The sequence below is a fragment of the Pantoea sp. PvP021 genome, from assembly GCF_054056055.1.
Genome location: NZ_JBSRXX010000002.1, coordinates 155,927 through 181,187, shown reverse-complemented (window position 1 = coordinate 181,187; position 25,261 = coordinate 155,927). Strand labels below are relative to the sequence as shown.

Here is a 25,261-nt window from a genome sequence, read left to right as displayed (position 1 = left end):
AACAATTCATCTACTTTAGTGAGTGAGCAAAGGGGTGTCCACCATGATTATCCGTGCGGCTGTAGAAAGCGATGCTGAAATCATCGCAGAGATTTATAACGATGCGGTGCTTAACACCACAGCCATCTGGAATGAAAATCGTATTGATGTGGCTAACCGCATCACGTGGATAAACAGCCGCCAGCAGGCCGGTTTTCCTGTGATTGTGGCGACAGACAAAGATGATACCGTGCTGGGATATGCCTCTTATGGTGACTGGCGTCCCTGGGACGGATATCGTCATACGGTTGAGCATTCGGTTTATGTTCATAAAGATGCACGAGGTAAAGGCGCGGGTGCCGCCCTGATGCAGGGGCTTATCCAGCTTGCTCGCGAAGCCGGGAAGCACGTTATGGTGGCGGCGATTGAATCGGAAAACGCGGCATCCATTGCCCTGCATAAAAAACTGGGATTTATTGAGTCTGGCAGAATGACGGAGGTTGGAACTAAGTTTGGACGCTGGCTGGATTTGACATTTTTGCAGTTGCGTCTGGATGACCGTAAACGACCCTGAGTTGTCCCTTAAAGCGAATCCATTGATGCTGCTGCCGACCCTCGCCAAACAGCCCGCTATCTCTGGAAAACGTTTGATTGCTGCAGACCGTTTAAAGCGAGAAACGAAGCCGCAACGAACCAGGGGATAGCAAATTTGCACGTCAGCCGATATAACAGATTAATAACAATCCATCGCAGAGGATATCATGGCGCTTTCGCACGAATTAATCCTGATCTTCACCACCTACTTTGTCGCTACAGCCAGTCCCGGGCCAAGTAATATGGCGATAATGGGAACGGCAATGAAAAAGGGCAGGGGTGCCGCACTGGCGTTGGCTGCGGGTGTCGTGAGTGGTTCGATGCTCTGGGCGCTGCTGGCCGCCTGCGGTGTGCTGACCGTGCTGGCAACCTTCGCTCAGTTGCTGATCGTGTTAAAAATTGGCGGAGGGTTATATCTGTTATGGCTGGCGTTTAAAGCCGGCAAATCTGCGTTACGCCGCACTGAGGCCAGCGATTTTAAAGCCAGCGATGAGCGGGTCGCGTATGGCAGACTGTTTCGTCAGGGGATACTGATGCATATCGGCAACCCCAAAGCGATTCTTACCTGGGTGGCCATTATGTCGTTTGCACTGAAGCCGGATGTGATCGCCGCCACGCTGCCGATAATCATCTGCGGCTGTGCGGTGATTTGCGTGGTTGTGTTCGGCGGCTATGCTCTGCTGTTCTCAACCGCTGTGATGAGCGCATTTTACCGTCGCATTCGCCGCGGACTCGATGCGCTATTAGCCTGCTGCTTTGCGCTGGCAGGGCTGAAACTGGTATTCAGCCGCAGTTAATACTGATGAAGGTGTACGAGGGGTTATCCGCTTCTGGCTCAAATCCGCAAAAGATCATGCAATGAGCCGGAGCGGCATTAAAGTGACAGGGAGCCGGTAGCGCTTCTGCAGCCCCTTACTTTAACACCACTATGATCAGGCAAGTAGTCAGACAAACCAGGAATCTGAGTGAACAGGATGATGAAATGAAAGGCGCATGTCTGTGTGAAACCGTTGCTTTCGAAATATCAGTAACCCCCACGCGCTATTACCGTTGTCACTGTTCTTTGTGCAGAAAACAGAGCGGAACCGGCTATAACCTGGCAACGATCGTAAAAGAGAGTGACTTTAGCTGGGTTTCTGGTGAGAGCCAGATCGCGTCATGGCGCAAACCCACCGGTTATCGCAACGATTTTTGCGCCAGCTGTGGCTCCACAGTGCCTAACCGGTTGCGTGGCAGGCCTTATATCTGGCTTCCGGTTGGTTTACTCAGTGAGCCTGCCGATATGCAGTGCACTGGTGATTATTGTACTGATGACGCCATGCCCTGGGACACAATCCGTTCCGAGACAAATCATGCCGGGCCGGTAGAATCGCTGGACTCTCTTCTGACGAGCTTAATGCTTTTTGATTGATGGCAGTGATGCTTCTTTGTTATTCAAAAAGTTACTGAGTCAAAGCGACCCTATTAACGGAAAACAGACGTTATTCCGGCAGCCTGTATTCATCGATCATTATTCGTTAGCTGTAATCCCCAGTAGTCAGAACAGGCTTTAACATCGCGGGGAGAAGGAAGCAGAAGTTTTGGCAGTCTGACCTGGTCGTAAAGCTTTTTATGGCGCTTTCGATTTTGCGGGGCAGTACGGATAATATATTTCAGCATCTCCATGCTCATCGGCTCTCTGCCCATCCCCAGGCCGCCAATACGCGGCGTGGATGAATAACATCTGCGAATGTAGCGCAGAAGTGCCACTGTCACTTTTACATCCAGCAGAATTAAGCCTGTGGCACGCGCGAATCGTTCTTCAATGCATTTGGTGTAATTACCCTCCATCACCCATCTTTCCTGACTCACCGCCTCAGCATGCAAACGAAGAAATTCTGCCGGTGCTCTGGGCACCCATTGACTGTCCTGAATATGGTGAAGCTGATCCAGATGAACTGCTGGTAGATCTGTTTTGCGAGCAATGGCCTCAGCTAAGGTCGATTTTCCGCTGTTCGATGGACCCATAATACAAATGCGTGGCCCAAGCGCGTCTAATGGAAGTGCACTATTCACAACGTTTCCTCTGAATTAACCCTGTCTGAAATGGATAAATGCGTACTGCTCTGAAACTTTCCTGTGCATTCCGTAAAGTCTGAAACGCTGCCGGGAGCCGTTGGCTGGTCAGCCTGGGGATTCTGAACCTTTTCTGGATCAAAGTCAGGCCGCAGCGGCGATGATAGCCAGACTTGCCCTGAGACGTCTTAACCCAGGCAGCAATAAGATTTCGGTAAAGATTGGTTACATTTTGCCGATAAATTGTTCAACCAATCAAACCGTAGAGGGCATTATGGGGTTAATCAATGGCGTGACAACAGAGGTGGCAAGAGGATATTTAGCCACGCTCACCGTAACAAACAGATCTGAGAACACGACTAAAGAAACTATTACCGGAAAAGAATTACCTGCCAGTGTGGTGGTGATCTCATCCGAGGCAAGAGCGCGCCTGGTGCAGGCTATCGCTGAGCCCATTACGGCAGAGCAGCAGGCTAAAAATTCAGAGGAACTGGCAAAGACAAAGTCATCCGGTCAGGGACCGTCCGTTAACCTCGGATATGCGTTATTCAACGATCCTTACACCAGCTGGGACGCCAGAACATTTACTCCGCTTCTGAGTATGACGGCTGCTAATACGCAGACCGCTATGGATGAGTTTGCCGCTGCACTCCATGAGGTGCTGGCTGAAGGCCGTGTGGGCCGTAATCAGTATGATAATTCGGATACCTCGGAAGCCATGGCGCTGACCCTGACGCAGTCTAAGCTCCATAAACTGATAGAAAAATATGTCTCCGGCGATAACCAGAAGCAGGCGAATAAGATTGCTGATGAGATGATAAGCGTCAAAGTCGCCATTCGTGAACGTCAGACGTTGCTGGGAGCACAGGATACGCTGGCGTTAGCCATACGTCATGGAACACGCGACATGCAGGAGAGCGCACGTGACTATCTAAGCCAGGTTATGAGCGCAACCGCACGGCCACAGGTGGAGCTGGCCGGGATGATGGAAGCCATGAAGTCGGGCCGTGATATGGACTCTGTCTTCAGCACCTTTGCCGATTTGATTCGTGCCACGCCGAATCCTGACAACAAAGCACAGCCCTCGATTGATGGCGCACTCAGTCAACTGGAGGTTTATCGCCAGCAGTGGCAGGCGTTCACTGAAAAATACGCTTCTTAATGTTCTTATGATCCTGCAGGCAGCACCTCCGTCCCGGCGAAGCAATTTGCCTGAAAGCGGCGTCTGCAGGATCTCCTCCTGACGTTACGCAGTCAGGCGCTGCGCTGAGAGACTGTTAATCCCACGCGCTGTCAGCACTCCACCCTGATAGTGACCCTCTGCCAGAAACCACCGATACCGCCCTGGACAAAAAGCACAGATTACACATTTACAAATTTAAATGTGTAAATATAATGTCGCCTCTTCACACATCAGAGGATTTTTTGTCATGCCGTCACTTTTTACCCCCTTGAGTCTGGGCGACCTTCAGCTTCGTAACCGCATTGTACTGCCGCCACTGACGCGTTGCCGCAGTGAACAACCGGGCAACATTCCCGGCGAGATGATGGTGGAGTACTACCGCCAGCGTTCCAGCGCGGGACTGATGATCACCGAAGGCACCCAGATTGAGCCTCGCGGGCAGGGCTATGCATGGACGCCGGGGATCCACAGCGAAGCGCAGATCGCAGGCTGGAAAAAGGTTACAGAGGCAGTACATCAGCAAGGGGCCACGATTTTCTGCCAGCTCTGGCATGTTGGCCGCGTGTCGCATAATGAACTGCAGCCGGGCAAGCAGGCACCCGTTGCCCCTTCAGCCATCGCAGCCGATAACGTCCGGGTATTTATTGAAACCGGACCCGACGCCGGCATATTGACCGCACCCAGCGAGCCACGCGCACTGACTACATCGGAAGTTAAAGAGATTGTAGAGCTTTACCGACGCGCGGCGGAGAATGCCAAAGCGGCCGGTTTCGACGGTGTGGAACTGCATTCCGCCAACGGGTATCTGATTAACCAGTTTATTTCTGAGCACACCAACTTCCGTACGGATGAATATGGCGGCTCTGCTGAGAATCGTCTGCGCTTCCTGCGAGAAGTCGTTGAGGCGGTCAGCTCGGTATTTGGCAGCCACCGCGTTGGCGTCAGATTTGCGCCTCTGTTTACCAGTACCGACGAAGAGCGCGTCTATCTCGGTCTGGTTGAAAGTGATCCACACGCGACCTACATCCGCGCAGCAGCCCTGCTGAACGAGCTGGAAGTTGGCTATCTCTCCATTGCTGAAGCCGACTGGGACAACAGCCCGGAGATGCCAGAGAGCTTCCGTGTCGCGCTGCGGGAAACATTCCGCTCTCCGATCATCTACTCGGGTCGCTACACGGCTGAAAAAGCGCAGCATGTGCTGGAAAAAGGCTGGGGCGATCTGTTTGGTTTTGGCCGCTCATTTATCGCTAATCCCGATTTGCCCGCGCGGATTAAATCAGGATATCCGCTGAATGAGGTCGATCACGCCTCCCTGTATGGCGGCACTGAGAAAGGCTATACTGACTATCCATTTTATCCATCCTGATATTCTGTGAGGCGGCATGTCCCCCGAAAATGCCCTGAAGTTACTGTCCAACCCGACCAGAGTGGCAGTGCTGAAGTGGCTTAAAAATCCTGACGAAGCGTTTGCGGGCTATACCCAGCTCTATCCCTTCGATCAGTATGGCGTCTGTGCCAGCCTCATACAGGACAAGGCGGGCTTATCACAGCCCGCCACCTCGTTATGCCTGAAAGCACTTCACAATGCGGGGCTGGTTGAAGCCAGCAAAGTCGGGAAATGGACTTACTATCGCCGCGCCGAACCGCGCATTCGTGAAATAACCGATGCGGTAACCCAATCGCTGCAGGCGCTTTAAAAGCGACGGCGTACAGGGTAATGTAGATGTCAGCGCCATCCTTCTGAGGGTGACTTCACCGAACGCATTAACTCAGGGTCAGAAAATGTTTATGTCAGTTCTGTCTTTCACAACCGTCACCACCACCGCCTCTGGCGGCGGCGTGAGCGACTCTGTGACAGGCACCTGACACAACTGATTCTCACTCCCCGCCGAACCGGACGGGGAGCTGTTCTCCGTTCTTAAAACTGAATGGAGACACGTCATGGTTACATCTGAAAGTGCACTTTTAATTATCGACATGCAGCATGGCCTTTTTAATGGTCCCGAGGCTCCCTTCGCCGCAAATTCGATCTTGTCGACCATCTCACTTCTCATTACTAAAGCTCGGGCTTCTGCCGTCCCCCTCTTTTTCGCACGCCATATCGGCCCTGATGATTCCCCTTTTAATGAGCAAAGCCCGCTGACGCGCCTGATCCCGGAATTGCAGGTTAACCCGCAGAGTGATGTCGTCTTCACCAAAAGATATCCCAGCTGTTTCAGGGATACTGGCCTGCAGCTTCAGCTGAGGCAAAAGGGCATTAAGCAACTGGTGATTGCGGGGATGAAAACGGAGTTCTGCGTTGATACTACCTGTCGGGCAGCCCCGGAGCTGGGTTTTAACGTCGTACTGATTTCCGATGCGCACACCACCGTCGATAATCCCTACCTCTCTGCGGAGAAGATTATTGCGCATCACAACCAGACGCTGGCGGGCCCCTTTGTGACGCTGGCAACCGCAACTGACTGGCATTTCGGTTCTGCCGGTTAAGTCCGATTTTCTGACCCGGTTCCATGCAGTCTGCTTGACGAAGCTGTCTGCTTAACTTACAACTAAACCCGTCAGGGGAGTCTCGCCAGAGAGACTGAGAGGCTAATAGCGCACCGCGCGGCTTAGCGACCCTTAGAACCTGACCCAGTTGATACTGGCGTAGGAAGACGGGTATCTCATCAGATACTTGCCGCAGGGGCGCATTCGCAACGTTCCTGCCTTTTCCCTCTGTATCACGGGTCTTCGTTAACGGATAACGAGGCCAAATTGAAAAATCTCATCCTGAATCTTTCTTTTCCTGTCCGGTGGACACCATGAGCCGCTGGTCGGTGCTCGGCAGCGGCGTTGCCGGGCTTTGTGTCGCCACGCTGCTGCTGGAGCGGGGAGAAACGGTCGAAGTTATTACTCAGCCTGACTGCCGTGCGGCCTCGCACTGGGCGGGCGGCATGCTCGCGCCCTGGTGTGAAGCAGAAAGCGCACCGCCACAGGTGATCGAATGGGGCCAGCACGCGGCCAGCTGGTGGGCGAAACGCGTTGATGGCGTGGAACAGCAGGGCACGCTGGTGGTTGCTCCGCCGCGTGACAGCCGCGAACTGACGCGCTTCGCCAGCATGACGCAGCAGCATCAGTGGGTCTCTCCCGGTGACATTGAACCCGCACTGGAAAACCGCTTTGCCCGCGGCCTGTTTTTCGCCGCAGAGGCGCATCTCGATCCGCGCCGCGCCTTGCAGCAACTGCGCGACAAACTGCAACAGGCTGGCGTCCCCTTTCACAGCGGTAAACCCGGCGGCAAAATCATCGACTGCCGTGGCATCCACGCCACCGATCGGCAGCCCGCCCTGCGCGCCGTGCGGGGCGAAATGGTGATCCTGCACACATCCGACGTACAACTCTCCCGTCCTGTCCGGCTGCTGCACCCGCGCTTTCCCTGCTATCTGGTGCCGCGTGCCGGGGGCCACTTCATGCTGGGAGCCACCATGGTGGAAAGCCACGACAGCAGCCCGATCAGCGCCCGGGCGATGATGGAATTGCTCAGCGCCGCTTACAGCCTGCATCCGGCGCTTGCCGAAGCGCGGATCGTGGAGAGCGGCACCGGTCTGCGTCCTGCTTACCGGCAGAACCTGCCGGAAGTCCGCTACGAAAATGGCCGTTTCTCACTTAACGGCCTGTACCGCCACGGCTTTTTGCTGGCCCCGATCATGGCTGAAAAACTTATGCTGCAACTGACTCAGGAGATAACTCATGCGCGTTGAACTGAATGGACGCACGATTGAAACCGGCGCAACGACGCTGGCGGAGCTTATGGCGGAGCAGCAGATCGATCCGCGGACCGTCGCCACCGCGCTGAACGGGGAGTTTGTACCGCGTAGCCGCTATGCCAGCCAGCAACTTGAGGCGGGCAACCAGCTCGAAATCCTGTCACCGATGCAGGGAGGTTAACCATGTTCTATCAATTTACTCCGCAATCCCGATTTCTGCTCGGCACGGCCGGTTATCCGTCACCGGACATTCTGCATCAGGCGATCAACGCGTCAGGCGCGGAGATTATTACCGTCAGCCTGCGGCGGGAAGGCAGTGAAGGCGGCGCTTTCCGCACGCTGCTGCAACAGCTCAACAAACGTATTCTGCCGAATACGGCAGGCTGCCACACGGTGAAAGAGGCGGTGACGACGGCGCAGATGGCGCGTGAACTGTTCGACACACCGTGGATCAAGCTGGAGGTGATTGGCCATGCCGACACGCTGCAGCCCGATCCTTTTGCCCTGGTTGAGGCCGCACGGATTCTCTGCGCTGACGGGTTCCAGGTGTTTCCCTACACTACGGAAGATCTGATTGTCGGCGAAAAATTGCTGGAAGCGGGCTGTGAAGTGCTGATGCCCTGGGGCGCGCCGATCGGCTCCGGCCAGGGGCTGCGTAATATCGAGGGGCTGCGCGCTATGCGTGCGTGGTTTAAAGATGTGCCGTTGATTATTGATGCGGGCATTGGCGCACCTGGCCAGGCGGCTCAGGCGATGGAGATGGGTTTTGATGGCGTGCTGCTCAACACGGCGGTGGCAAAAGCGCGCGATCCGGTGCGCATGGCCGGTGCCTTTGCTGCTGCGATCCACGGCGGACACGAAGCGTTTCAGGCGGGATTGATGGAGCAGCGCGACATGGCGTCTGCCTCTACGCCTATTTTTGGTCTGGCACAATTCAGTTAAGGAGCAGCGATGGAGCGTTATCAGCGACAGACGATGTTGCCAGAGATTGGTGAAGCGGGGCAGCAGCGGCTGAGCAGGGCAAAGGTGCTGGTGGTGGGGGCGGGCGGGCTTAGTGCGACGCTGCTGCCGTTACTGGCAGGCGCGGGTGTGGGATTTATCCGTCTTTACGATGGCGATCGGGTTGAACTGCACAACCTCCACCGGCAGACGCTGTTTGGCGTCGACGATGTGGGCCAGCAGAAAGTATTTTGCGCTCAGCGTGCGCTGGCGCAGCGCAATCCTGACTGCCACGTTGAGGCGCATCCACACGCGCTAAGCGCCAGTCAACTGCCGCAGGCGCTGGAGGGAATCGATCTGGTGGTGGATGCGGCGGATAACTTCGCTATTACTTATCAGCTCTCCGATGTCTGTTATCCGGCAGGCCTGCCGCTGATCTGCGCCTCGGTGCTGGGACGCAAAGGCTATGTTGGCGGATTCTGTGGCGGTGCGCCTGGCTATCGCGCGCTGTTCCCGCAGCTGCCCACGGCCTCGGGTAACTGCAATACGGCAGGCGTAATGGGACCGGCGGTAGCGACGCTGGGCGCAATGCAGGCACAGATGGCGCTGAGCGTATTGTTAAAACTAACGCCATCGCCGCTCGGCTGCATGATCCACTGTGACTTTGTTGACTGGCATATCAGGCAGTTTCGTTTTGATGACGCACCTGAACCTGACGCGCCCGGCACGCCCTTTATCGATCGGGCCATGCTGATGGAGGATGATTGCATAGTGGAGTTGCGCAGCCTGGAAGAGGCACCGGTCAGTGTGGCCGAGCGGGTGGTGCGAATTCTGCCGCAGCAGATAGCGGCCTGGCAACCGCCGGTCAATCAGCGTGTGGTACTGGTGTGTGCCAGTGGCATGCGCGCAGCCCAGGCGGCTGAGAACCTTGCCGCGCGGGGGATTGCGCGGCTTGCGCTGGTGGCGGCAAACACGCTGTAGCGTGCCGGTTTAGACCACCTCGACCAGCTGGAACGTCTCGAAGATCAGCTCCATTTCGCTGTGAAAATAGCCTTCACGCTCGAAGTAGCGCTGATGTTCCTGACGCCAGTGGTCGAGGCTCAGATCGCCTTCACCCTCCAGCATCGCCATCTCTGGCGTGACGCGATCAAAGCGCGTCAGGAACAAGCCGGTGGTGCGGATCACGCAGACGGGCTGCTGTTCGCCGTTGAGAACAATGCTGTAACCGCCCGGTTGAGGCAATGCTTCCTGATCCTGCCAGCTCCGCAACGACCCGCAGGTGGCCACTTTCTTACCGGCAATAATCAGCGTTGCGAGCTCGCTGGCTAATTCCGGGGAGTCACCAAATGCATCTGTGAAGGCACCCGGATATTTGTCCTGCAGTTGTTGCAGCGTCATCGTCATCAGCAAATCCTCAATGAATTAGGCGTGTGGGCCCGGCGTAACGTCAGGTTATCGCCATGCAGGCCAGCGGTGCCGTTAAGATGAACAACAGCAGCGGCTTTAATCCCACCGTCTGCTGCTGATAGCGGTACAGCTTACCCGGCCTCCACATGGGAAAACAGGCTTAATTATCAGGATATTGAGTTTGAGCGTGAGTGGGGTCGCAAAGGAGAGACTCAGTCTGGCGCGGCCGGGCACAGCCGCGCACTAATATTAACGAATCAGAAAGCTTGCCCAGTGCGCTATATCGTCACCGCTGCTGATTTCGGGCTGTACCAGACCGTTTACCATAAAGGTCGGTGAAACGTGAATGCCGTTCTGGCGGGCATATTTGCAGTGCCATTTAATGGCGTTCTGCAGGTCAGGCTGATCAAACGCGGCGCTGGCATCTACGCCGCTGACCTCTTTCAGGCGGGCGAGGATTTGATTCGGCGTGGCATCGCGGTTCGGACCGGTACAGTGATCGGTGAACTCAAACTCTTCACGGTGATCGGCTACCGCCTGCATCACCTTTTTCGCGGCCTCTTTGCTTTCGCAGGCAGCGGCAAGGATATAGCGCACTATCAGCCCGGAATAGAGGTGCCACGGCTGTGATTGCAGACGGATCTTCAGGGTGATGTTCTCTTCACCCGCGTGCGCCAGTAACGCGTCGAATTTATTGAAGGCGCGCACCGAAAAAGGACAGGTGGGTTCCAGAAAGACTTCAAAGATCTCAGGGCCGTGGCCCCATACCAGTACATCAGCGTGCTGACTCATCGACAACTCCTTGAACATTAACGAGACGGGAAACCTGTTTACCCTGGCAAATCCCTCTGACATCAGCCAATTAAGAATCAGCCGCAATTGTTACAAAAAACAGCAATCAGCTGATGAGTCGCGTGTAATACGCGACAGACAGGTCCATTAGTCGTTAGAATTGCCAACTTTGGCATTTTCAACTGCTGGCACGGCGTAGCCGCCCACGAACAGCTATAGTTGTCAGCAGTGTGCAATCTTTTGCAGGATGCAGCCATTTAAGCTGCTTCACTGCTGTTTGTTTGCCCGGAGCTGATAAGCGTTAGAAGAGGTTAATTTTGCATACCGATCTCACCTGGAAAACTCTCCATCACGTCATCAATCAGACGATCTCTGACATGCTTGACGAGCAGCAGACCATTGATGTGTTATCACTGCGCGCCCGGCTGCATGAACTGGCTGAAAAAGAGGAGGATGAGGTCATGCTGCTCTGTTACTGGCAGGCCAGCAAAATTCTGATGCGATTACCCACGACCGTCACCGCCAGTCAGTTAATGACCGCGGCACGCCACGCTTTTCGCACCCCGCTGAATCACGATCTGCTTTAAAGGCTGCGTCCTACACAAATATCAGGATGGTCCTCACTCAAGCTTCAACAGCGTGTTCCCTTATTTTTCTCCTGAACACTGTTTTCCCCAATCTCTGTTAAAATTGTACCTCTGCGCCATTTTGCAGGATGCATGTTCGGGAGAAACTATGTTGTGGATTTGGAATGCCCTGATTGTTCTGGTCACTGTTATCGGAATGGAGATAACGGCTGCACTGGCGCACAGATACATTATGCATGGCTGGGGTTGGGGCTGGCATCTGTCACATCATGAACCGCATAAAGGCTGGTTTGAGGTTAATGACCTCTATGCCGTAGTGTTCGCCGCTCTGTCGATTTTGCTCATTTATCTGGGCAGCACGGGTGTCTGGCCCTTGCAGTGGATCGGCGCGGGTATGACGCTCTACGGCCTGCTCTATTTTATTGTGCATGACGGCCTGGTGCATCAGCGCTGGCCATTCCGCTATGTTCCGCGCCGGGGTTATTTACGCAGGCTTTATATGGCGCACCGCATGCATCATGCGGTACGAGGCAAAGAGGGCTGTGTCTCGTTTGGCTTTCTTTACGCGCCGCCGCTGTCAAAACTGCAGGCGACGCTGCGAGAACGTCATGGCGTTAAACGGGGCGCTGCCAGAGATCAGCGGAGCGTGGAGCGTGACGCGCCACCCGGGAAGTAACCGCCTGACCCGATGCCGCCACCAGCAGTGCCAGTTTCTCTGGTGTGCTGGTGGACTGGCGTTGATCCCACGCCTGTGAACCCGCCTGAACTACCTTCATACCGATTTTACGATAGACCTGCTGCGCGGTAGCAATCGCCCACGCTGAACGCAGCGGTAAACCCGGCAGGCCAGCCGACGCCGATCGATAATAGGGCTCTGCCGTTTCCACCAGCCGACGGGCGACGCGGCTTAATGCCTGGCGATTTTGCGGGTCGGCCAGATTCTCTCGGGTCAGCCCCTCTTCAGCCAGCCACACAGCGGGCAGATAGCAGCGTCCCGCTTCAGCATCTTCAACGATATCGCGCGCAATATTGGTCAGCTGAAACGCCAGACCGAGATCGCAGGCGCGATCCAGCGTGGCGTTGTCGCGTACGCCCATAATCTGCGCCATCATCAGGCCAACCACGCCCGCGACGTGGTAACAGTAACGCAGCGTATCATCCAGCGTCTGATAGCGTGTCTCATGCACGTCCATCGCAAAGCCCGCCAGATGATCAAAAGCGTAAGCAGGCAGAATATCGTGTGCCATTGCCACCTCCTGAAAGGCCGCAAAGGCGGGCTCATGCATCTGGGATCCGGCATAGGCCTGACGCGTTTTCATCTCCAGCTGCGCCAGGCGCTGTTCGGCGGATTGCAGCGATGGCGTATCGTTGCTGAATCCCAGGACCTGATCGTCAATCACATCATCACAGTGACGGCACCAGGCGTAGAGCATCAGCACGCTGCGTCGGGTTTTGGCATCAAACAGTTTTGACGCGGTGGCAAAGCTTTTCGATCCCACCTCCATGGTGTCTACGGCATGATCAAGCAGTGACGGACTATTCAAGCCAGATCCTCCAGCATCAATCCTGCGGTAGCCTTGGCCGAGCCAATCACCCCTGGAATACCCGCGCCAGGATGGGTACCTGCACCGACGAGATAGAGATTATTAATATTTTTATCGCGGTTGTGAGGCCGGAACCAGGCGCTTTGCGTCAGGATCGGCTCCACCGAGAAGGCCGAACCCTGATACGCATTCAGCTCATCGCGGAAATCAAACGGCGTGAAGATGCGATGCGTGACCAACTGGCTACGCAGGCCCGGCATATAGTGCTGTTCCAGATAGTCAAAAATGCGATCGCGCAGGCGCGGACCTTCAACGGCCCAGTCGATATCGGCGGTGCCGAGGTGCGGAACTGGCGCCAGCACGTAGTAGCTGCCGCAGCCTTCCGGTGCCAGTGAGGGATCGGTCACGCAGGGCGCATGCAGATAGAGCGAGAAGTCCTCTGCCAGGCCATCTTTGTTAAAGATCTCATCAATCAACTCACGATAGCGCGGACCAAAGCAGACCGTGTGGTGCGCCAGCTGATCGTGATGATGATTCAGACCAAAATAGATCACAAACAGTGAGTTGCTCATGCGTTTGTTTTGCAGTGATCGTCCCTGCGCCTGCGAAGCGGGATGCTGGCTCAGCAGTTCGCGGTAGGTGTGAACCACATCTGCGTTGGAGGCAACCGCGCGGGTTGGGAAGACCCGGCCATCTTTCAGGTGTACCGCGGTAATCCTGTTTTCCTGGGTCTCCAGCCGGGCAACGCTGGCATTGAGCTCCACTTCGCCGCCCAGATCTTCAAACAGTTTCACCATGCCCTGCACCAGCGCGCCCGTGCCACCGCGCGGGAACCAGACGCCCCATTCACGTTCCAGCGCATGAATCAGGGTATAGATTGAGGAAGTGGCAAACGGATTTCCGCCCACCAGCAGTGAGTGGAAAGAGAAGGCCTGACGCAGATGCTCATCTTCAATGTAGCTCGCCACTTTGCTGTAAACGCTGCGCCATGCCTGAAGTTTTGCCAGCTGAGGCGCGGCCCGCAGCATGTCGCGGAATGACAGAAACGGCACGGTGCCAAGCTTCAGATAGCCTTCAGCAAACACCGCTCGGGAATAGGCCAGAAAGCGACGATATCCTTCAACGTCACGCGGATTAAACGCGGCAATCTGCGCTTCCAGCGCGGGCTGATCGTTGTCATAACTGAACACCTTGCCGGACTCCCAACAGAGGCGATAAAACGGCTTCACCGGCATCAGCTCGACATAGTCAGAGAGCTTTTTACCCGCGAGGGTGAACAGCTCTTCAATGGCGCTGGGATCGGTGATTACCGTGGGGCCGGCATCAAACGTGAAGCCCTGATCCTGATAGACATAAGCCCGGCCGCCAGGCTTGTCACGCTGCTCCAGCAGTCGGGTGGGAACGCCTGACGCCTGAAGGCGAATTGCCAGTGCCAGACCACCAAAGCCTGCGCCAATTACTGTAGTTCTATTCATTGCATCGCCTGTTGACGGTGAGGAGTCATAATAGCCTGTAACGCCGCCAGAACGGGGACCGGGGGCTTGCCGCTTAAGATGCGCAGCCGATCAGGCAAAGTGAGTTTTCCCGCATAAAAACGGGCGATCAGACCTTCGGGAAGGCCGTAAAAACGTTGCATAACCTGCCAGCGCTGGTCAGCCGGACCCGCCAGAAACAGCATACGATTCAGCATGCGGAAGAAGTGCTGTTGCTGCCATGCCTGACTGGCGAATTGCTGAATGGTGGCGTGCAGGGTCTCAGAGGTAAACGTCTGCATCTGCGCCAGCCGATCAGCCAGCGCGACCGCCAGCGGCAGAGAATAGCCGGTGGTGGGATGGAATAACCCGGCACGCAAACCGCTGCAGGGCAGATCGTGTTTCTGCCAGAAGGCGGCCACGTCGCCGGTCAGCGTAATGGGTAACGCGCCTTGCTCTTCGCGTAGCAGCCGGTCTAATCGCCATCCCTGCTGCGCGGCATAGTCGCGGATATTCTGACGGGCGCGATCGCCTTCCAGCGTGGCGTTATCAATGTAGTGGGTATCTTCAATCAGCAGGGTGTCTGCAGAAAAGGGCAGGCTGTAGACAAAGCGATAGCCTGCCTGCTGATCTACCGTGGCATCCATGATGATCGGCGCGGTCAGGCCATGTGGCTCGCTGAGCTGCCACTCCTGTCCGACAAACGACTGGAAACCCATGCGCAGTGCGGCATCGGGCTGGTAGCCACGGCCATCAATCACTGCGTCACTCTCCAGCACCCGACCATCGTCCAGCGTAACCGCGCGTGAAGCGATGCTCGCAACCCGGGTATTCAGCAGCAGATCCGGCGCAAACCTGTCGCGGATGACCTGCGCGAAGCGCTCCGCAGTCACGCAAAAATAGCCACTGTTCAGACTGCGACTGCGTTGGGGAAAGCGGACCTCATAACCGGACCAGTGATGTACTACCAGCGGAGCGATCCAGCGATGCTGCGTTTCGGTGAGATCTTCCGCATGAAACGACCAGGTGTGATTGGCACCCGGTTCACGTTCAGCGTCAATCAGCAGAATGCGCAGGGAGGGCCGCTGCTGTCTCAGGCGCAGGGCGATCAGCCCGTTGGCCAGTCCCGCGCCCACCAGAATCAGATCATACCGCGGCATAGTCTCTCCTGGTGAGCACCGGCTGGCGGGTCAGCATCGCCTGTTCGACAATGTCCGCCGCCAGGGGGGTTCCGCCCGCCTGACGAAGTGCGCTACGCAGCGTTTTCATCTGCTGAACGTAGCTTTCATCAGCCAGTAAGGTCTGGAGCTGACGCGCCATGGAGTGGCTGGTGGTAAAGCGTGAGGCGCGACGTCCGATACCGTGCCAGACCACTCTGGCAGCCACACCCGGCTGATCAAAGGCCAGCGGGATCGTCAGCAGCGGCGTCAGATGGTTAATCCCATCCAGCACCGTATTCATGCCGCCGTGCGTAATGGCAAGATCGGCCTGCGCCAGTGCAGCCGCCTGGTCGGCAAAATCGACCACCTGAACATGGCTGGCCTGCGCCAGTTTCTCCGCCTGGAAAGGTGACAACCGACCGCAGTGCGCCAGCAATAACTGAGCATCGAGCTCCTGGCAGGCGCGGACGATGGTTTTAAACAGGCCGTAGCGATGTCCCTGCAGCGTGCCGAGGGAAGCAAAAATGCGCGGTCTGTCGCCATGCGGGAAGTAGCGAGGCTGAGATGCGGCGGATGCCGGTTCAGTGGTACGCAGCGGGCCAACCGAATGGAAATGATCGGGCAACGCCTGGCGGGGAAAATCCAGTTCCGGAATCAGCTGGCTGATCTGCGCCAGCGGTGAAAAACAGTGATGCAGTTTTTCCCGTGGTGCTAATCCCATCGCATGAGCGTTGCGGGCGATCACCCGATCGTGACGCCGCATCAGCCAGTCATAGATTTTTTCACTGGTGCGATAGCGTTCCCGTGCCTGATCGGTCCTGGCATAGTCAAACGGCATCACAGCCAGCGGGAAATCTGCTTCACGGTTAAGTGGCAGCGCACAGGCAACCGAAACATAAGGCAGGTTCAGCGCTTCTGCCGCCAGTGCACCGGCAGGCTCCATCTGATCGACGATCACGCCATCAATCGCCAGCGTGCTCAGCACCACGGGCAGTTCACGACAGAGCATATCGGTGCTGCGGGCCATCTCATTGATCAGTTTCAGCATTGAGGGGCCGAGAGGATGCGCCGCCAGTTGCAGGGTGTGTGCCAGACTGCCCGCCGGATGCGAGGCTAAACCCAGCGGGAAAAAGCCGATCCGGCTATCGGTGAGTAGCGCGCTAACGTCCGTCTGCTGGATGAAAGTGATCTGGTGTCCGCGTGCGATTAAGGCCTGGCTAAGGTGCTGAAGCGCCTGCACATGGCTATAGAAAGGCGGTGCAATGACCGCAAAGTGGCTCATGCAGCATCCTTAACTGACGGCAGCGAGTTTTTTCTCAAACCAGGCCTGAACAAAATGGTGTGTGGCATAACCGTCCTGGCAGGCCGATAACAGATGCTCGCTGGCGCAGCGCAGATGATCGCGCAGTCGCGTTTCAACCGCCTGTGGTCCCAGCAGATTCACCAGCGTTGATTTCCCGTCATCCTGATGGGCATCTTTACCTGTGTCGGCCATGCCGTCAGTGAGATCGTCCAGTAGCTGGAAAGCCTGACCAAGATTAAGCGAAAAACGGTGCAGCTGTTCGCGGGCTTCACCTGAGGCTTCAGCCACGATAGAGGCCATCTGCATGGAGGCGCAGAACAGGGTGCTGGTTTTATAGTGATTGGTCATCAGAATGGCGTCAGCGCTGCGTGGCTTGTCACCTTCGGAGAGATCCTTAAACTGCCCCTGCACCAGCCCCTGCATGCCGACTGCGTGGGATAATTCTGCCACAGCGTCGGCTCTGGCGGTTGCCGTTAAGCCTTCTGCCGCAGCGACCACGCCGAATGCCTTACTCAGCAGGGCCACCGCGGCCAGAATCGCGACATGTTCACCATACTGGCAATGAATGGTCGGACGTCCGCGACGCAGTTGCGCATCATCCATGCAGGGCATGTCATCCAGAATCAGTGATGCGGCATGCACCATCTCTACCGCGCAGGCGAGATCAAGCAGGCCGGCAGGCGTGGCGTTGCAGCCCAAATCGCGCGCTGCCAGCAACAACAGCAGTGGACGGATACGCTTTCCTGGTGCCAGCGCACCGTCGCGCATGGCAGCGCCCACTAAGTCACGTTCGCTTTCAACCGGTAAAAGCTGATCAAGCCGTTGCTCAATGTCGTTCAACAGGCTGGCTGCATCGCTGTGTATGAAATTGACGTGTTGTTCTGCACAGACCGTCATCATGGCTGTCCTTATCTACAGAGGAAGTCACAGCAGGTCGAATGATTCGATGCCATCTTCAATAATCGTCCCCGACTGCCATAGCATAGTTGGCAGGTTTTCAAAGAACGGCGGGTTAATCCATTACAACTAAGAGTAGTTCACGATAATAAAAATGTCGGAGAATTCAGCAGCCTTCCGCGTTTTGCGGCGATAGCCGGACGGACATTATGCGTGAATTAACCCAGTAATGCGCGCAGCTGTTTCATCACGCTGGCGACATCCTCCGCAGATAATGCGCCATCTTTAGCAAAGCGCACAATGCCTGCCGGATCAATCACCACCACGGACGCGCTTTCCGGCTTAAGATGCCAGCTGTGCGCGGTTACGCCACTGCTGTCGATTATGAATTGCTGCCACGGTGCCGCTTTTTTACTGGAAGCGATGCTGCGCACCACAAAAATGGCACTGCCAGGCAGCGCATCGTCAGTATTCACGATGGTGGTGGTCTGAAAACGGTCACGCGGCAAGCTGGCCTGCTGAATGGCTTCGATTAAAAGTGCACTCTGATCCTTCGCTGAAAGACGACCCGCCACATGAATCACCAGACGCACTTTTCCGGTCAGGGTCTGACTGTTCCAGCGCTGATAATTTATGTCGCCCTGATTCAGCACCATTTCGCCTTTATCGGCAACGAAGACAGATGGTACAGGCTGACCGGGTGTCAGGGTGTGGGCGGTGGCAAAGCCGGAAAACAGCAGGGCAATCATCAGTCCATAATGGCGCACGGGTTCCTCACTTCTTTCACGGTTTGCGTCAGGCGCGGTGAACGCTTTCATTAGCAGGCAGAAGATTAGTACCACATCTATGTTTCAGATCAATAAAAGCATTCTGGATTTGGCCTGAAAATGCAGGGGAGAATGTGTTTACAGGAGGTGTTAAATGAGTACAGCACTGATGACATTACCTGAATTTGCCCGATATATCGGCATTGCCACCCCCACGCTGGCGCGCGCCTTTTGCTGCCGGGGATCGCTGGCGGGTGTGCCGCTGCCGCAGGCGCTGGATGATGCTCCGCTGACGCAACGCCACTGGCTGCGCGATGATGTACGTCAGTTCGATCATGCCTATAAACGGGTTCAGGCGATGCAGCAACGTAGCACGCTTTAATCTGCTTAAAGCAAGAGATGAGCGCGGGAAGTTCCCGCGCTTTTTTATGCAAAATTATCGGGCTTTATCAGGAAGCAGACCAGATTGGCATCCCGATCGCCCACGATCTCAATGCTGGAATCCAGCCCGCTGACGGCATCACCGCGACTCAGTCGCAGATCGCCGACGCGAATAATCCCTTCAAGCACGGTGAGATAAGCGACAAAGCCCGGCATCGACGGCACGTCCAGCGTATGGTTGCGCTCAAGCAGTGTGTCGAAGATGTAGACTTCCTGGCGCAGTTCCAGCGGCGCATCAGACTCTTCCGGCCCGGCCAGTTCGGTCCAGCCATTGGTCATAATGCCCTGATCGCGCTCCAGCACCTGGGTCATTGCTTCACCGCCCCGAAGTGCCGGTCGGATAACCGCCTGTAACAGCTCCGCTTCATATAACGGCACCGACTCTTCATATTGAACGCCATCACCCGCGTTCACCACCATCACGCGTTTTGCAGAAAGCTGGGTACGTTCGCCATTACTGTCCTGATGCTGCATCGAACCACGCCACAGGTAGGTGAAAACTTCTTCATCCTGATGCTGCTGCATCGGAATGCGGGCATCAAGTTTTAGCGACATCAGATCAACACTGATCAGCGGGCTTAACGCCTCGCCAGGACGCTGGCGACGGACGGTAAAAGGACCGTACTCAAACAGTTGTTCAGGATTAGCTCGCACAATGTTCATGATTTGCTCTCAAATAAAGTGACTCATAACAACGATCATAGACCTCAGGCGTAGAATGAGAAGCCGGGAGTTTTGCCCGGCTTCGTCAGTTATTTTGAATAACAGAGTGTTCGGCGTCTTGCCAGCCTACTTGCCCTGTTCGTCGCTCTCACCGAGGAAGAAATACCAGAGTGGAATCGACAACAGCCCGGTAAAGACCGTGGAGTAGAGCAGGATCATCATCGCCTGGGTGATATACATGGTCAGCGACCAGTGACTGAAGGGGATCTGATACTGATCAATCACTCCGCCAATCATCGCATTCGCCATCACCGTAATGACAATCAGCGCCAGCACCGTCACGCTGCGCAGAAAATAGCGCATCTCTTTGCGCTTCCCGGCAAAACGCGACTGGACGATGGCCAGCGGCGACTGTTTGTCCGGAGCGACATCCACGCGGACTACCGCGGCGCGCTGTGCGCTGCGCCAGCGCTGAATATCCAGCAGCACCAGCACCAGCAGGCTGATACCCATAACGGGAAGCGCATATCCCAGCGCCAGCATCACTATCAGGCTGGTGCCCTGCGCATAGCGCGGCAGCGCCAGCCAGGCGGATAACAGCGTCTGCGAGGGGTTGAGCTGCGGAACAGCCGGGCGACGAATCCACCACATGCGGTAGCCCAGCACAATCATTGTGCAGAGTCCAAAGCCAGACAGCGCCAGAATCAGCTGATTAGGCAGGCCAAACAGCACGCCCATATGCGCATCCACGCCCCAGCGGGTCAGTTTCGCCACCAGCGGGAAGCTGGCAAACTCAACGCGGTCGACCACGCTAAAATCAGTCGGATTAATTGAAACCGCATCGACCTGGCTTGGCCAGCTGCGGTCAATCTCCGAAACCGTCCACGCCTGTTCAGCGTTCTTAGGCTGGCGTAGTTCCAGTTTCGCTGCGTGCAGTCCGGCCTGACGCGCCGCTGCCAGCGCCTGATCCCAGCTGGCATTCGGCTGATTGAGAATCACCGGCGCAGCGGTTTTCGCTGGCATGGTCATTCCGGACATCGTCATCCCTTCCATCGCGCCGCGATGGTCAGCATGGGGATCGGCGGCTTCAGCGGGCGCGTTACCGTTCAGTGCAGTATTGACCTGCGGCGTTTTCCAGCCAAAGTCGCTGCGCATCTTTTCAATATTATTGCCCGCCCACTGTGACCAGGTCAGTCCGGTTACTGAAAAGAACACCAGTCCGATTGTCAGCAGCAGCCCCAGCGTGACATGCCAGTGACGGGTTGCCGCGAAGCCGCTCCGTGCTTTACTGCGGGTGCGCGGTGGCCGGGTGCCAGACCATAAGACGATCCCACCCAGCGCGGCGACCCACAGCCAGGAGGCTGCCAGTTCACTGTAGTTTCGGCCAAAATCACCCAGCAACAGGCCGCGATGCAGCTGATCCAGCCACATGCGCAGCGGCAACACACCGCTGGTGCCATACACCGTCATATCGCCTTTCACCTGCAGGGTGTAGGGGTCAATAAACAGCGATCGTGATTCCGATGGGCCAAGCTGAGGCTCGGCAAACTGCACGCGGGTCGTATCCTGCGGGCCGGGTGCCGGACGCACAGCGTAAATGCGAGCTGATTCACCGGCACGGGCTCGCGCAGCGGCAATTTGGGCGGACAGCGGTTGTGCCACACCCTGCGCGTCGGTGGTCAGGGCATCATGGTAGATAGCCTGTTCCAGTTGCGGTGTCAGAACGTAGAGCGTGCCGGTGAGTGCCGCGACAAAAATAAACGGCGCAATAAACAGGCCGATATAAAAATGCAGGCGACGAAAGAGATTAAACACCGTGCCGCGCGGTGCAGGGGACATTTCCTGAGAAGAGGACATAGCATTCCACACTTTTCAAAAGACAAAGACGATCAGGTGACGTTGTCACGCAATCGGATTAGTAAGCAGTGAGTGTGACGCGATAAAGGGTGGCGCGCGCGGTCGATGAAGACGCAACAGCCGTCGCCATTGGGGTGGATTGATAGCCGCTGGCGGCGGGGCGCGGCTGATCAGGCACATCCACCAGATAAACGGGATAAAAACCCAGAGCATCAGCGGAACATGCACCAGCAGATCGCAGTAGCCACAGGCAAAGCCCGGGCCCATCATCATCCCGTGGTCCGCCATCGACATCTCGCTGTGATGATCCATCATCGGCATCTCTGCGCTCATGATCGAAGCGCCTTGCATCCTGGCATGATGTTCAGCGAGATTCTTTGAGATCATCGGTGCAACAAACAACAGCAGCACGGCCAGTATCGCAATACCGGCGGTGAGTCGTTGTCTGAGTGAAGATCCCGGCATGATTTCAACGGTCGTATGAGGTCAGAATTCAGGGCGGCAGTGTAACGCGAAGGGAATAAAAGGGTTAAATAAAGTGGCATCTGTTCCGAAAAAATTCGCACTCTTTGAACATTTTCACTTTAATTTCAGCATCATTTAACTTAGTTGTTACTCGCGGTGCACATACAAATAACATTAATCATTCGCCTGCGGTTTAACCAAACCTGATGAAGGAATAAAAAATGAAAATTGTAATGCTGGATGGTGACACGCTGCCGGTACCCCTGCCGACCGGTCAACAGCAGGCTGACTGGGAGATGCGCGCGCAGACTCCGGCTGAAGGCATTGTGTCTTCGCTGGCGGGCGCAACGGTCGCTATAACCAATAAGGTGCCGTTGCGGGCTGACACACTGCAACAACTGCCTGAACTGCGTTTTATCTGTGTCGCAGCGACGGGCTATGACTGTATCGATCTTGATGCCTGCCGCGCACGCGGCATCGTGGTCAGTAATGTTCCAGGCTATTCAACTCAGAGCGTTTCAGAGGCGGTGATAGCCGCGATTTTTGCCCTGCGCCGTCAGCTGATGGCTTATGCCAGCAATACCCGCATCGACTGGCCCCAGGCTAAGCACTTCTGTGTGCATCATCAGCCGATAGGGGATATTGGCGGTGCCACGCTGGGCATCGCGGGCAAAGGCGACATCGGCCAGGCGGTCGGCAGGCTGGCCCAGGCGCTGGGAATGCAGGTGCAGTACGCCGAGCGAAAAGGCAGTGAAAGGGTGCGTGACGGTTATATCAGCTTTGAGCAGATGCTGGCGACCAGCGACATCATTTCGCTGCACTGCCCGCTGAGTGACAGCACCCGCCAGATGATTGATCGCGAGGCGCTGGATAAAATGAAGCCACAGGCGCTGCTGATAAACACGGCACGTGGCGGACTGATTAACGAAGCCGATCTTGCTGCCGCGTTAAAGCAGGGGCTGATTGGTGGTGCGGCGCTGGATGTGCTGAGCAGCGAGCCGCCCGCTCCGGATAATCCGCTGCTGGCGGATCTGCCAACTCTGCTGCTGACACCGCACATCGCCTGGGCAAGTCGCAGCGGCGTGGAGAATCTGGTGGCTGGCGTGATGACCAATATCGCGGCCTTTATTCAGGGCGAGCCAATTAATGTGGTGAGCTGAGTCAGATGGAATAGTTTTTAATGCCCGACAGGGGTTGATATTCAGAGCAACCTCGTAGATTTCAGGTAAAGCGTTTTACGCGGTTTAGTCATCAGGGTATTAATTTCGTTATTTTCATCAGGAGTTTAAACGTTCGTGCGCTACAGGAATTAGCGTCTTTTACTGGCTGAATCAGCCGTTGTAAGCGCTTCAGGAACAGAAAGGATTCTGGCCAGTGAAAAAGAAGAACAGTACGCCTGTTCCTCATGATGCCACATTCCGGCAATTTCTGACTCAGCCGGATATTGCCCGGGATTTCATGGAGCTGCATTTGCCGCCAGAGCTGCGCATATGCTGTGATCTCAGCACGCTGAAACTGGAGTCGGGGTCATTTGTCGAGGATGACCTTCGGCAGTACTTTAGCGACGTGCTTTACAGTCTTAAAACAACCGCTGGCGATGGATATATCCATGTACTCATTGAGCATCAGTCTGTGCCAGACAAACATATGGCATTTCGGCTGATGCGCTATGCAGTGGCTGCCATGCAGCGCCATCTTGAAGCAGGGCATAAGCGGTTGCCGCTGGTAATTCCCGTACTGTTTTACACTGGCAGACGCACTCCATATCCCTATTCGACCCGGTGGCTGGATGAGTTCGACGACCCGGCGCTGGCGGACAGGCTTTACAGCCGCAGTTTTCCGCTGGTCGATGTCACGGTGATTCCTGACGATGAGATCATGCAACATCGCAGCATGGCGGCTCTGACCCTGTTGCAGAAGCATATCCGGCAGCGTGATCTGGCTGAAATGATGGACAGGCTGGTAACCATTTTGCAGGCTGGTTATCACTCTTCATCACAGGTGATAACGCTGGTACACTACATTGTACAGGCGGGTGAAACATCGGACGCCAAAGCCTTTGTACGGGAGCTGGCACAGCGTGTGCCCCAACACGAGAACGCACTTATGACTATCGCACAACAGCTTGAGCAGATAGGGCTTGAGAAAGGCATTGAACAGGGTATTGAACAGGGACGGACAGAAGGTAGTCGTGGAGCAAGCCTCAGAATTGCCCGAACCATGCTAGAGAGTGGCATGGATCGCAATACCGTTATGCGGATGACTGGTCTGAATGAAGACGATCTGGCGCAGATTTCGCACTAATTAGTTTTTTGAGTTCTGATTATCGCTGACGACTCAAATCGCCAGCGGACTACACGGAAAATGCAAAATCAGCTTCCCGAAATCATGGGAATCCCGCCGCATTTCATCACGGCGAGCCTGTGACTTGCGCGCTCAGACTCAGAATATCGATCGCCCCAGCTTCTCGGTCAGCAATTCCAGCACAGCGGTACCGGCCAGAGAATTGCCCGCGCTATCCAGCCCAGGCGACCAGACGGCAATGCTCATCTCACCTGGGATGATGGCAATAATCCCGCCACCCACGCCCGATTTTGCGGGCATCCCGACTCTCCACGCGAATTCGCCAGCGCCGTCGTACATCCCGCTGGTGATCATCAGTGCGTTAATCTGCCGCGCCTGACGTGGAGTAATCATCTGGCTGCCATCCAGCGTTTTGCCCTGATTCGCCAGATAGATAAACGTGCGGGCCAGCTCAACGCAGTTCATCGACAGCGAACAGTAGTGGAAATAGGTCTGCATCACGCTGGTGACATCGTTATCGAAATTTCCAAACGACTTCATCAGCCAGGCGATCGCTGCATTGCGGGCCGAATGTTCGAACTCAGAGCGGGCAACGTGGCGATCATAATTGATATCGGACTGCTGACTCAGCTGGCGCACAATTTCCAGCATTCGCTGACGCGGGGCGGTCAGTCGGGTTTCCAGCAGATCGCAAATCACCAGCGCACCGGCATTAATAAACGGATTACGCGGCTTGCCCTGTTCCAGCTCCAGCTGAACCAATGAATTAAATGGCTGGCCAGAAGGCTCTTTGCCGACCCGCTGCCAGATTTCGCTGTCCTCATAGCGGGTCAGTGCTACGGTCAGAGAGAGCGCCTTGGAGATCGACTGAATCGAAAAGCGCGTCTCAGCATCGCCCGCCTGAAAGAGGGTGCCATCACGCAGGCAAACCGCTATTGCCAGATGATCGGCAGCCACATCCGCCAGCGCAGGGATATAGTCAGCCACCTTTCCCTGATGGATCAGCGGACGCACCTGATCCAGGATCTCCTGCAGCAGAGCATTATTCAGTTCAGACACGCACATTCTCCCGTCGATTCCCGCCGACCGGTGATGCCAGGCATCAG

The 25,261-nt window shown here is 55.9% G+C and carries 29 protein-coding genes and 1 riboswitch; of the genes, 16 read left to right on the top strand and 13 right to left on the bottom strand.

What is annotated here, in order from left to right; genetic code table 11:
- Nucleotides 1-43 precede the first annotated feature (43 nt).
- The 3 genes from ACVKSX_RS09950 to ACVKSX_RS09940 all read left to right on the top strand — a co-directional run bounded on the left by ACVKSX_RS09950 (nucleotide 44) and on the right by ACVKSX_RS09940 (nucleotide 1,984).
- Nucleotides 44-553: a GNAT family N-acetyltransferase gene (locus ACVKSX_RS09950; RefSeq protein ID WP_167430008.1), complete on the top strand. Its 510-nt coding sequence runs from the start codon at nucleotides 44-46 to the stop codon at nucleotides 551-553.
- Between the two features lie 187 nt (nucleotides 554-740).
- Nucleotides 741-1,370, top strand: a complete 630-nt coding sequence (locus ACVKSX_RS09945; protein ID WP_045140173.1) for a LysE family translocator — start codon at nucleotides 741-743, stop codon at nucleotides 1,368-1,370.
- Between the two features lie 185 nt (nucleotides 1,371-1,555).
- Nucleotides 1,556-1,984, top strand: coding sequence for a GFA family protein (locus ACVKSX_RS09940; RefSeq protein ID WP_010670717.1), 429 nt, complete (start codon nucleotides 1,556-1,558; stop codon nucleotides 1,982-1,984).
- Nucleotides 1,985-2,073: 89 nt separating this feature from the next.
- On the opposite strand, the gene ACVKSX_RS09935 is transcribed toward ACVKSX_RS09940, so the two are convergent.
- Nucleotides 2,074-2,628 carry a P-loop NTPase family protein gene (locus ACVKSX_RS09935; protein ID WP_307382027.1) on the bottom strand — a complete coding sequence of 185 codons (555 nt, stop codon included), beginning with the start codon at nucleotides 2,626-2,628 and terminating at the stop codon, nucleotides 2,074-2,076.
- A 274-nt stretch (nucleotides 2,629-2,902) separates the two neighbouring features.
- Here ACVKSX_RS09935 and ACVKSX_RS09930 point away from each other — a divergent pair, with 274 nt between their 5' ends.
- The 8 genes from ACVKSX_RS09930 to ACVKSX_RS09895 all read left to right on the top strand — a co-directional run bounded on the left by ACVKSX_RS09930 (nucleotide 2,903) and on the right by ACVKSX_RS09895 (nucleotide 9,477).
- On the top strand, nucleotides 2,903-3,790 hold the full coding sequence (locus tag ACVKSX_RS09930; RefSeq protein ID WP_354438734.1) for a hypothetical protein: 888 nt from the start codon (nucleotides 2,903-2,905) through the stop codon (nucleotides 3,788-3,790).
- A 268-nt stretch (nucleotides 3,791-4,058) separates the two neighbouring features.
- On the top strand, nucleotides 4,059-5,177 hold the full coding sequence (locus ACVKSX_RS09925) for an alkene reductase (RefSeq protein ID WP_307382032.1): 1,119 nt from the start codon (nucleotides 4,059-4,061) through the stop codon (nucleotides 5,175-5,177).
- A 16-nt stretch (nucleotides 5,178-5,193) separates the two neighbouring features.
- The gene (locus ACVKSX_RS09920; protein ID WP_010247494.1) at nucleotides 5,194-5,508 is read left to right on the top strand and encodes an ArsR/SmtB family transcription factor; all 315 of its coding nucleotides are present in this window, start codon (nucleotides 5,194-5,196) and stop codon (nucleotides 5,506-5,508) included.
- Between the two features lie 244 nt (nucleotides 5,509-5,752).
- On the top strand, nucleotides 5,753-6,298 hold the full coding sequence (locus tag ACVKSX_RS09915; protein ID WP_307382035.1) for a cysteine hydrolase family protein: 546 nt from the start codon (nucleotides 5,753-5,755) through the stop codon (nucleotides 6,296-6,298).
- Between the two features lie 63 nt (nucleotides 6,299-6,361).
- A riboswitch (TPP riboswitch) is annotated at nucleotides 6,362-6,481 on the top strand.
- Between the two features lie 131 nt (nucleotides 6,482-6,612).
- Nucleotides 6,613-7,551: an FAD-dependent oxidoreductase gene (locus ACVKSX_RS09910; RefSeq protein WP_010247489.1), complete on the top strand. Its 939-nt coding sequence runs from the start codon at nucleotides 6,613-6,615 to the stop codon at nucleotides 7,549-7,551.
- Entirely contained in the window at nucleotides 7,541-7,738 is a 198-nt protein-coding gene (thiS, locus tag ACVKSX_RS09905; protein WP_010247485.1) for a sulfur carrier protein ThiS, read from the top strand. The genes ACVKSX_RS09910 and thiS overlap by 11 nt, the downstream gene beginning before the upstream one ends.
- 2 nt (nucleotides 7,739-7,740) lie before the next feature.
- The gene (locus ACVKSX_RS09900; protein ID WP_010247482.1) at nucleotides 7,741-8,499 is read left to right on the top strand and encodes a thiazole synthase; all 759 of its coding nucleotides are present in this window, start codon (nucleotides 7,741-7,743) and stop codon (nucleotides 8,497-8,499) included.
- A 9-nt stretch (nucleotides 8,500-8,508) separates the two neighbouring features.
- On the top strand, nucleotides 8,509-9,477 hold the full coding sequence (locus tag ACVKSX_RS09895) for a HesA/MoeB/ThiF family protein (RefSeq protein WP_045140169.1): 969 nt from the start codon (nucleotides 8,509-8,511) through the stop codon (nucleotides 9,475-9,477).
- A gap of 9 nt (nucleotides 9,478-9,486) precedes the next feature.
- On the opposite strand, the gene ACVKSX_RS09890 is transcribed toward ACVKSX_RS09895, so the two are convergent.
- Both ACVKSX_RS09890 and ACVKSX_RS09885 read right to left on the bottom strand, forming a co-directional pair.
- Nucleotides 9,487-9,900 (bottom strand): ASCH domain-containing protein, encoded by a 414-nt coding sequence (locus ACVKSX_RS09890; RefSeq protein WP_010247476.1) that lies wholly within the window; start codon nucleotides 9,898-9,900, stop codon nucleotides 9,487-9,489.
- 252 nt (nucleotides 9,901-10,152) lie between these two features.
- Nucleotides 10,153-10,695, bottom strand: coding sequence for a DsbA family protein (locus ACVKSX_RS09885; protein WP_010247473.1), 543 nt, complete (start codon nucleotides 10,693-10,695; stop codon nucleotides 10,153-10,155).
- 317 nt (nucleotides 10,696-11,012) lie between these two features.
- Between ACVKSX_RS09885 and ACVKSX_RS09880 the strand changes: the two genes are divergently transcribed.
- On the top strand, nucleotides 11,013-11,282 hold the full coding sequence (locus ACVKSX_RS09880) for a hypothetical protein (protein WP_010247470.1): 270 nt from the start codon (nucleotides 11,013-11,015) through the stop codon (nucleotides 11,280-11,282).
- A gap of 148 nt (nucleotides 11,283-11,430) precedes the next feature.
- A complete protein-coding gene (locus tag ACVKSX_RS09875; protein ID WP_010247467.1) occupies nucleotides 11,431-11,958 on the top strand; it encodes a sterol desaturase family protein in 528 nt (175 codons plus the stop codon).
- On the opposite strand, the gene crtB is transcribed toward ACVKSX_RS09875, so the two are convergent.
- The 6 genes from crtB to ACVKSX_RS09845 form a co-directional block, all read right to left on the bottom strand.
- Nucleotides 11,897-12,826, bottom strand: coding sequence for a 15-cis-phytoene synthase CrtB (gene crtB / locus ACVKSX_RS09870; protein ID WP_354438738.1), 930 nt, complete (start codon nucleotides 12,824-12,826; stop codon nucleotides 11,897-11,899). The genes ACVKSX_RS09875 and crtB overlap by 62 nt on opposite strands.
- A complete protein-coding gene (locus ACVKSX_RS09865; protein WP_010670728.1) occupies nucleotides 12,823-14,301 on the bottom strand; it encodes a phytoene desaturase in 1,479 nt (492 codons plus the stop codon). The genes crtB and ACVKSX_RS09865 overlap by 4 nt, the downstream gene beginning before the upstream one ends.
- Entirely contained in the window at nucleotides 14,298-15,458 is a 1,161-nt protein-coding gene (gene crtY, locus ACVKSX_RS09860) for a lycopene beta-cyclase CrtY (RefSeq protein ID WP_335570156.1), read from the bottom strand. Before crtY ends, ACVKSX_RS09865 begins: the two co-directional genes overlap by 4 nt.
- Complete coding sequence (locus tag ACVKSX_RS09855; RefSeq protein ID WP_354438740.1) at nucleotides 15,445-16,740, bottom strand: glycosyltransferase; 1,296 nt, start codon at nucleotides 16,738-16,740, stop codon at nucleotides 15,445-15,447. Before ACVKSX_RS09855 ends, crtY begins: the two co-directional genes overlap by 14 nt.
- A gap of 9 nt (nucleotides 16,741-16,749) precedes the next feature.
- Nucleotides 16,750-17,658: a polyprenyl synthetase family protein gene (locus ACVKSX_RS09850; RefSeq protein ID WP_010247444.1), complete on the bottom strand. Its 909-nt coding sequence runs from the start codon at nucleotides 17,656-17,658 to the stop codon at nucleotides 16,750-16,752.
- A 218-nt stretch (nucleotides 17,659-17,876) separates the two neighbouring features.
- Nucleotides 17,877-18,407: a YtfJ family protein gene (locus ACVKSX_RS09845; protein ID WP_208443072.1), complete on the bottom strand. Its 531-nt coding sequence runs from the start codon at nucleotides 18,405-18,407 to the stop codon at nucleotides 17,877-17,879.
- Between the two features lie 172 nt (nucleotides 18,408-18,579).
- Between ACVKSX_RS09845 and ACVKSX_RS09840 the strand changes: the two genes are divergently transcribed.
- Nucleotides 18,580-18,807, top strand: a complete 228-nt coding sequence (locus ACVKSX_RS09840) for a hypothetical protein (RefSeq protein WP_010247439.1) — start codon at nucleotides 18,580-18,582, stop codon at nucleotides 18,805-18,807.
- A gap of 44 nt (nucleotides 18,808-18,851) precedes the next feature.
- Here the strand turns inward: ACVKSX_RS09840 and ACVKSX_RS09835 are convergent, their stop codons facing one another.
- The 3 genes from ACVKSX_RS09835 to ACVKSX_RS09825 all read right to left on the bottom strand — a co-directional run bounded on the left by ACVKSX_RS09835 (nucleotide 18,852) and on the right by ACVKSX_RS09825 (nucleotide 21,851).
- The gene (locus ACVKSX_RS09835; protein ID WP_115388145.1) at nucleotides 18,852-19,529 is read right to left on the bottom strand and encodes a pirin family protein; all 678 of its coding nucleotides are present in this window, start codon (nucleotides 19,527-19,529) and stop codon (nucleotides 18,852-18,854) included.
- Nucleotides 19,530-19,655: 126 nt separating this feature from the next.
- Nucleotides 19,656-21,386 (bottom strand): DUF2534 family protein, encoded by a 1,731-nt coding sequence (locus ACVKSX_RS09830; RefSeq protein ID WP_187494855.1) that lies wholly within the window; start codon nucleotides 21,384-21,386, stop codon nucleotides 19,656-19,658.
- Nucleotides 21,387-21,431: 45 nt separating this feature from the next.
- Nucleotides 21,432-21,851, bottom strand: a complete 420-nt coding sequence (locus tag ACVKSX_RS09825) for a DUF2946 domain-containing protein (protein WP_033768568.1) — start codon at nucleotides 21,849-21,851, stop codon at nucleotides 21,432-21,434.
- 221 nt (nucleotides 21,852-22,072) lie between these two features.
- Here ACVKSX_RS09825 and ACVKSX_RS09820 point away from each other — a divergent pair, with 221 nt between their 5' ends.
- A complete protein-coding gene (locus ACVKSX_RS09820) occupies nucleotides 22,073-23,011 on the top strand; it encodes a D-2-hydroxyacid dehydrogenase (RefSeq protein ID WP_354438743.1) in 939 nt (312 codons plus the stop codon).
- A gap of 214 nt (nucleotides 23,012-23,225) precedes the next feature.
- Nucleotides 23,226-24,155 carry an Rpn family recombination-promoting nuclease/putative transposase gene (locus ACVKSX_RS09815; RefSeq protein ID WP_201500539.1) on the top strand — a complete coding sequence of 310 codons (930 nt, stop codon included), beginning with the start codon at nucleotides 23,226-23,228 and terminating at the stop codon, nucleotides 24,153-24,155.
- Between the two features lie 138 nt (nucleotides 24,156-24,293).
- Here ACVKSX_RS09815 and glsB read toward each other — a convergent pair whose 3' ends face one another.
- The gene (glsB, locus tag ACVKSX_RS09810; protein ID WP_010247422.1) at nucleotides 24,294-25,220 is read right to left on the bottom strand and encodes a glutaminase B; all 927 of its coding nucleotides are present in this window, start codon (nucleotides 25,218-25,220) and stop codon (nucleotides 24,294-24,296) included.
- Nucleotides 25,221-25,261 lie beyond the last annotated feature (41 nt).

Coding starts and splice junctions, on each gene's coding strand:
- ACVKSX_RS09855 (WP_354438740.1), bottom strand. CDS start 16,740: ATGAGCCACTTTGCGGTCATTGCACCGCCTTTCTATAGCCATGTGCAG.
- ACVKSX_RS09920 (WP_010247494.1), top strand. CDS start 5,194: ATGTCCCCCGAAAATGCCCTGAAGTTACTGTCCAACCCGACCAGAGTG.
- ACVKSX_RS09950 (WP_167430008.1), top strand. CDS start 44: ATGATTATCCGTGCGGCTGTAGAAAGCGATGCTGAAATCATCGCAGAG.
- ACVKSX_RS09840 (WP_010247439.1), top strand. CDS start 18,580: ATGAGTACAGCACTGATGACATTACCTGAATTTGCCCGATATATCGGC.
- ACVKSX_RS09820 (WP_354438743.1), top strand. CDS start 22,073: ATGAAAATTGTAATGCTGGATGGTGACACGCTGCCGGTACCCCTGCCG.
- ACVKSX_RS09900 (WP_010247482.1), top strand. CDS start 7,741: ATGTTCTATCAATTTACTCCGCAATCCCGATTTCTGCTCGGCACGGCC.
- crtY (WP_335570156.1), bottom strand. CDS start 15,458: ATGCCGCGGTATGATCTGATTCTGGTGGGCGCGGGACTGGCCAACGGG.
- ACVKSX_RS09890 (WP_010247476.1), bottom strand. CDS start 9,900: ATGACGATGACGCTGCAACAACTGCAGGACAAATATCCGGGTGCCTTC.
- ACVKSX_RS09895 (WP_045140169.1), top strand. CDS start 8,509: ATGGAGCGTTATCAGCGACAGACGATGTTGCCAGAGATTGGTGAAGCG.
- ACVKSX_RS09830 (WP_187494855.1), bottom strand. CDS start 21,386: ATGTCCTCTTCTCAGGAAATGTCCCCTGCACCGCGCGGCACGGTGTTT.
- thiS (WP_010247485.1), top strand. CDS start 7,541: ATGCGCGTTGAACTGAATGGACGCACGATTGAAACCGGCGCAACGACG.
- ACVKSX_RS09835 (WP_115388145.1), bottom strand. CDS start 19,529: ATGAACATTGTGCGAGCTAATCCTGAACAACTGTTTGAGTACGGTCCT.
- ACVKSX_RS09940 (WP_010670717.1), top strand. CDS start 1,556: ATGAAAGGCGCATGTCTGTGTGAAACCGTTGCTTTCGAAATATCAGTA.
- ACVKSX_RS09930 (WP_354438734.1), top strand. CDS start 2,903: ATGGGGTTAATCAATGGCGTGACAACAGAGGTGGCAAGAGGATATTTA.
- ACVKSX_RS09875 (WP_010247467.1), top strand. CDS start 11,431: ATGTTGTGGATTTGGAATGCCCTGATTGTTCTGGTCACTGTTATCGGA.
- ACVKSX_RS09945 (WP_045140173.1), top strand. CDS start 741: ATGGCGCTTTCGCACGAATTAATCCTGATCTTCACCACCTACTTTGTC.
- ACVKSX_RS09865 (WP_010670728.1), bottom strand. CDS start 14,301: ATGAATAGAACTACAGTAATTGGCGCAGGCTTTGGTGGTCTGGCACTG.
- ACVKSX_RS09825 (WP_033768568.1), bottom strand. CDS start 21,851: ATGCCGGGATCTTCACTCAGACAACGACTCACCGCCGGTATTGCGATA.
- ACVKSX_RS09885 (WP_010247473.1), bottom strand. CDS start 10,695: ATGAGTCAGCACGCTGATGTACTGGTATGGGGCCACGGCCCTGAGATC.
- ACVKSX_RS09910 (WP_010247489.1), top strand. CDS start 6,613: ATGAGCCGCTGGTCGGTGCTCGGCAGCGGCGTTGCCGGGCTTTGTGTC.
- ACVKSX_RS09850 (WP_010247444.1), bottom strand. CDS start 17,658: ATGACGGTCTGTGCAGAACAACACGTCAATTTCATACACAGCGATGCA.
- ACVKSX_RS09925 (WP_307382032.1), top strand. CDS start 4,059: ATGCCGTCACTTTTTACCCCCTTGAGTCTGGGCGACCTTCAGCTTCGT.
- ACVKSX_RS09915 (WP_307382035.1), top strand. CDS start 5,753: ATGGTTACATCTGAAAGTGCACTTTTAATTATCGACATGCAGCATGGC.
- glsB (WP_010247422.1), bottom strand. CDS start 25,220: ATGTGCGTGTCTGAACTGAATAATGCTCTGCTGCAGGAGATCCTGGAT.
- ACVKSX_RS09845 (WP_208443072.1), bottom strand. CDS start 18,407: ATGATTGCCCTGCTGTTTTCCGGCTTTGCCACCGCCCACACCCTGACA.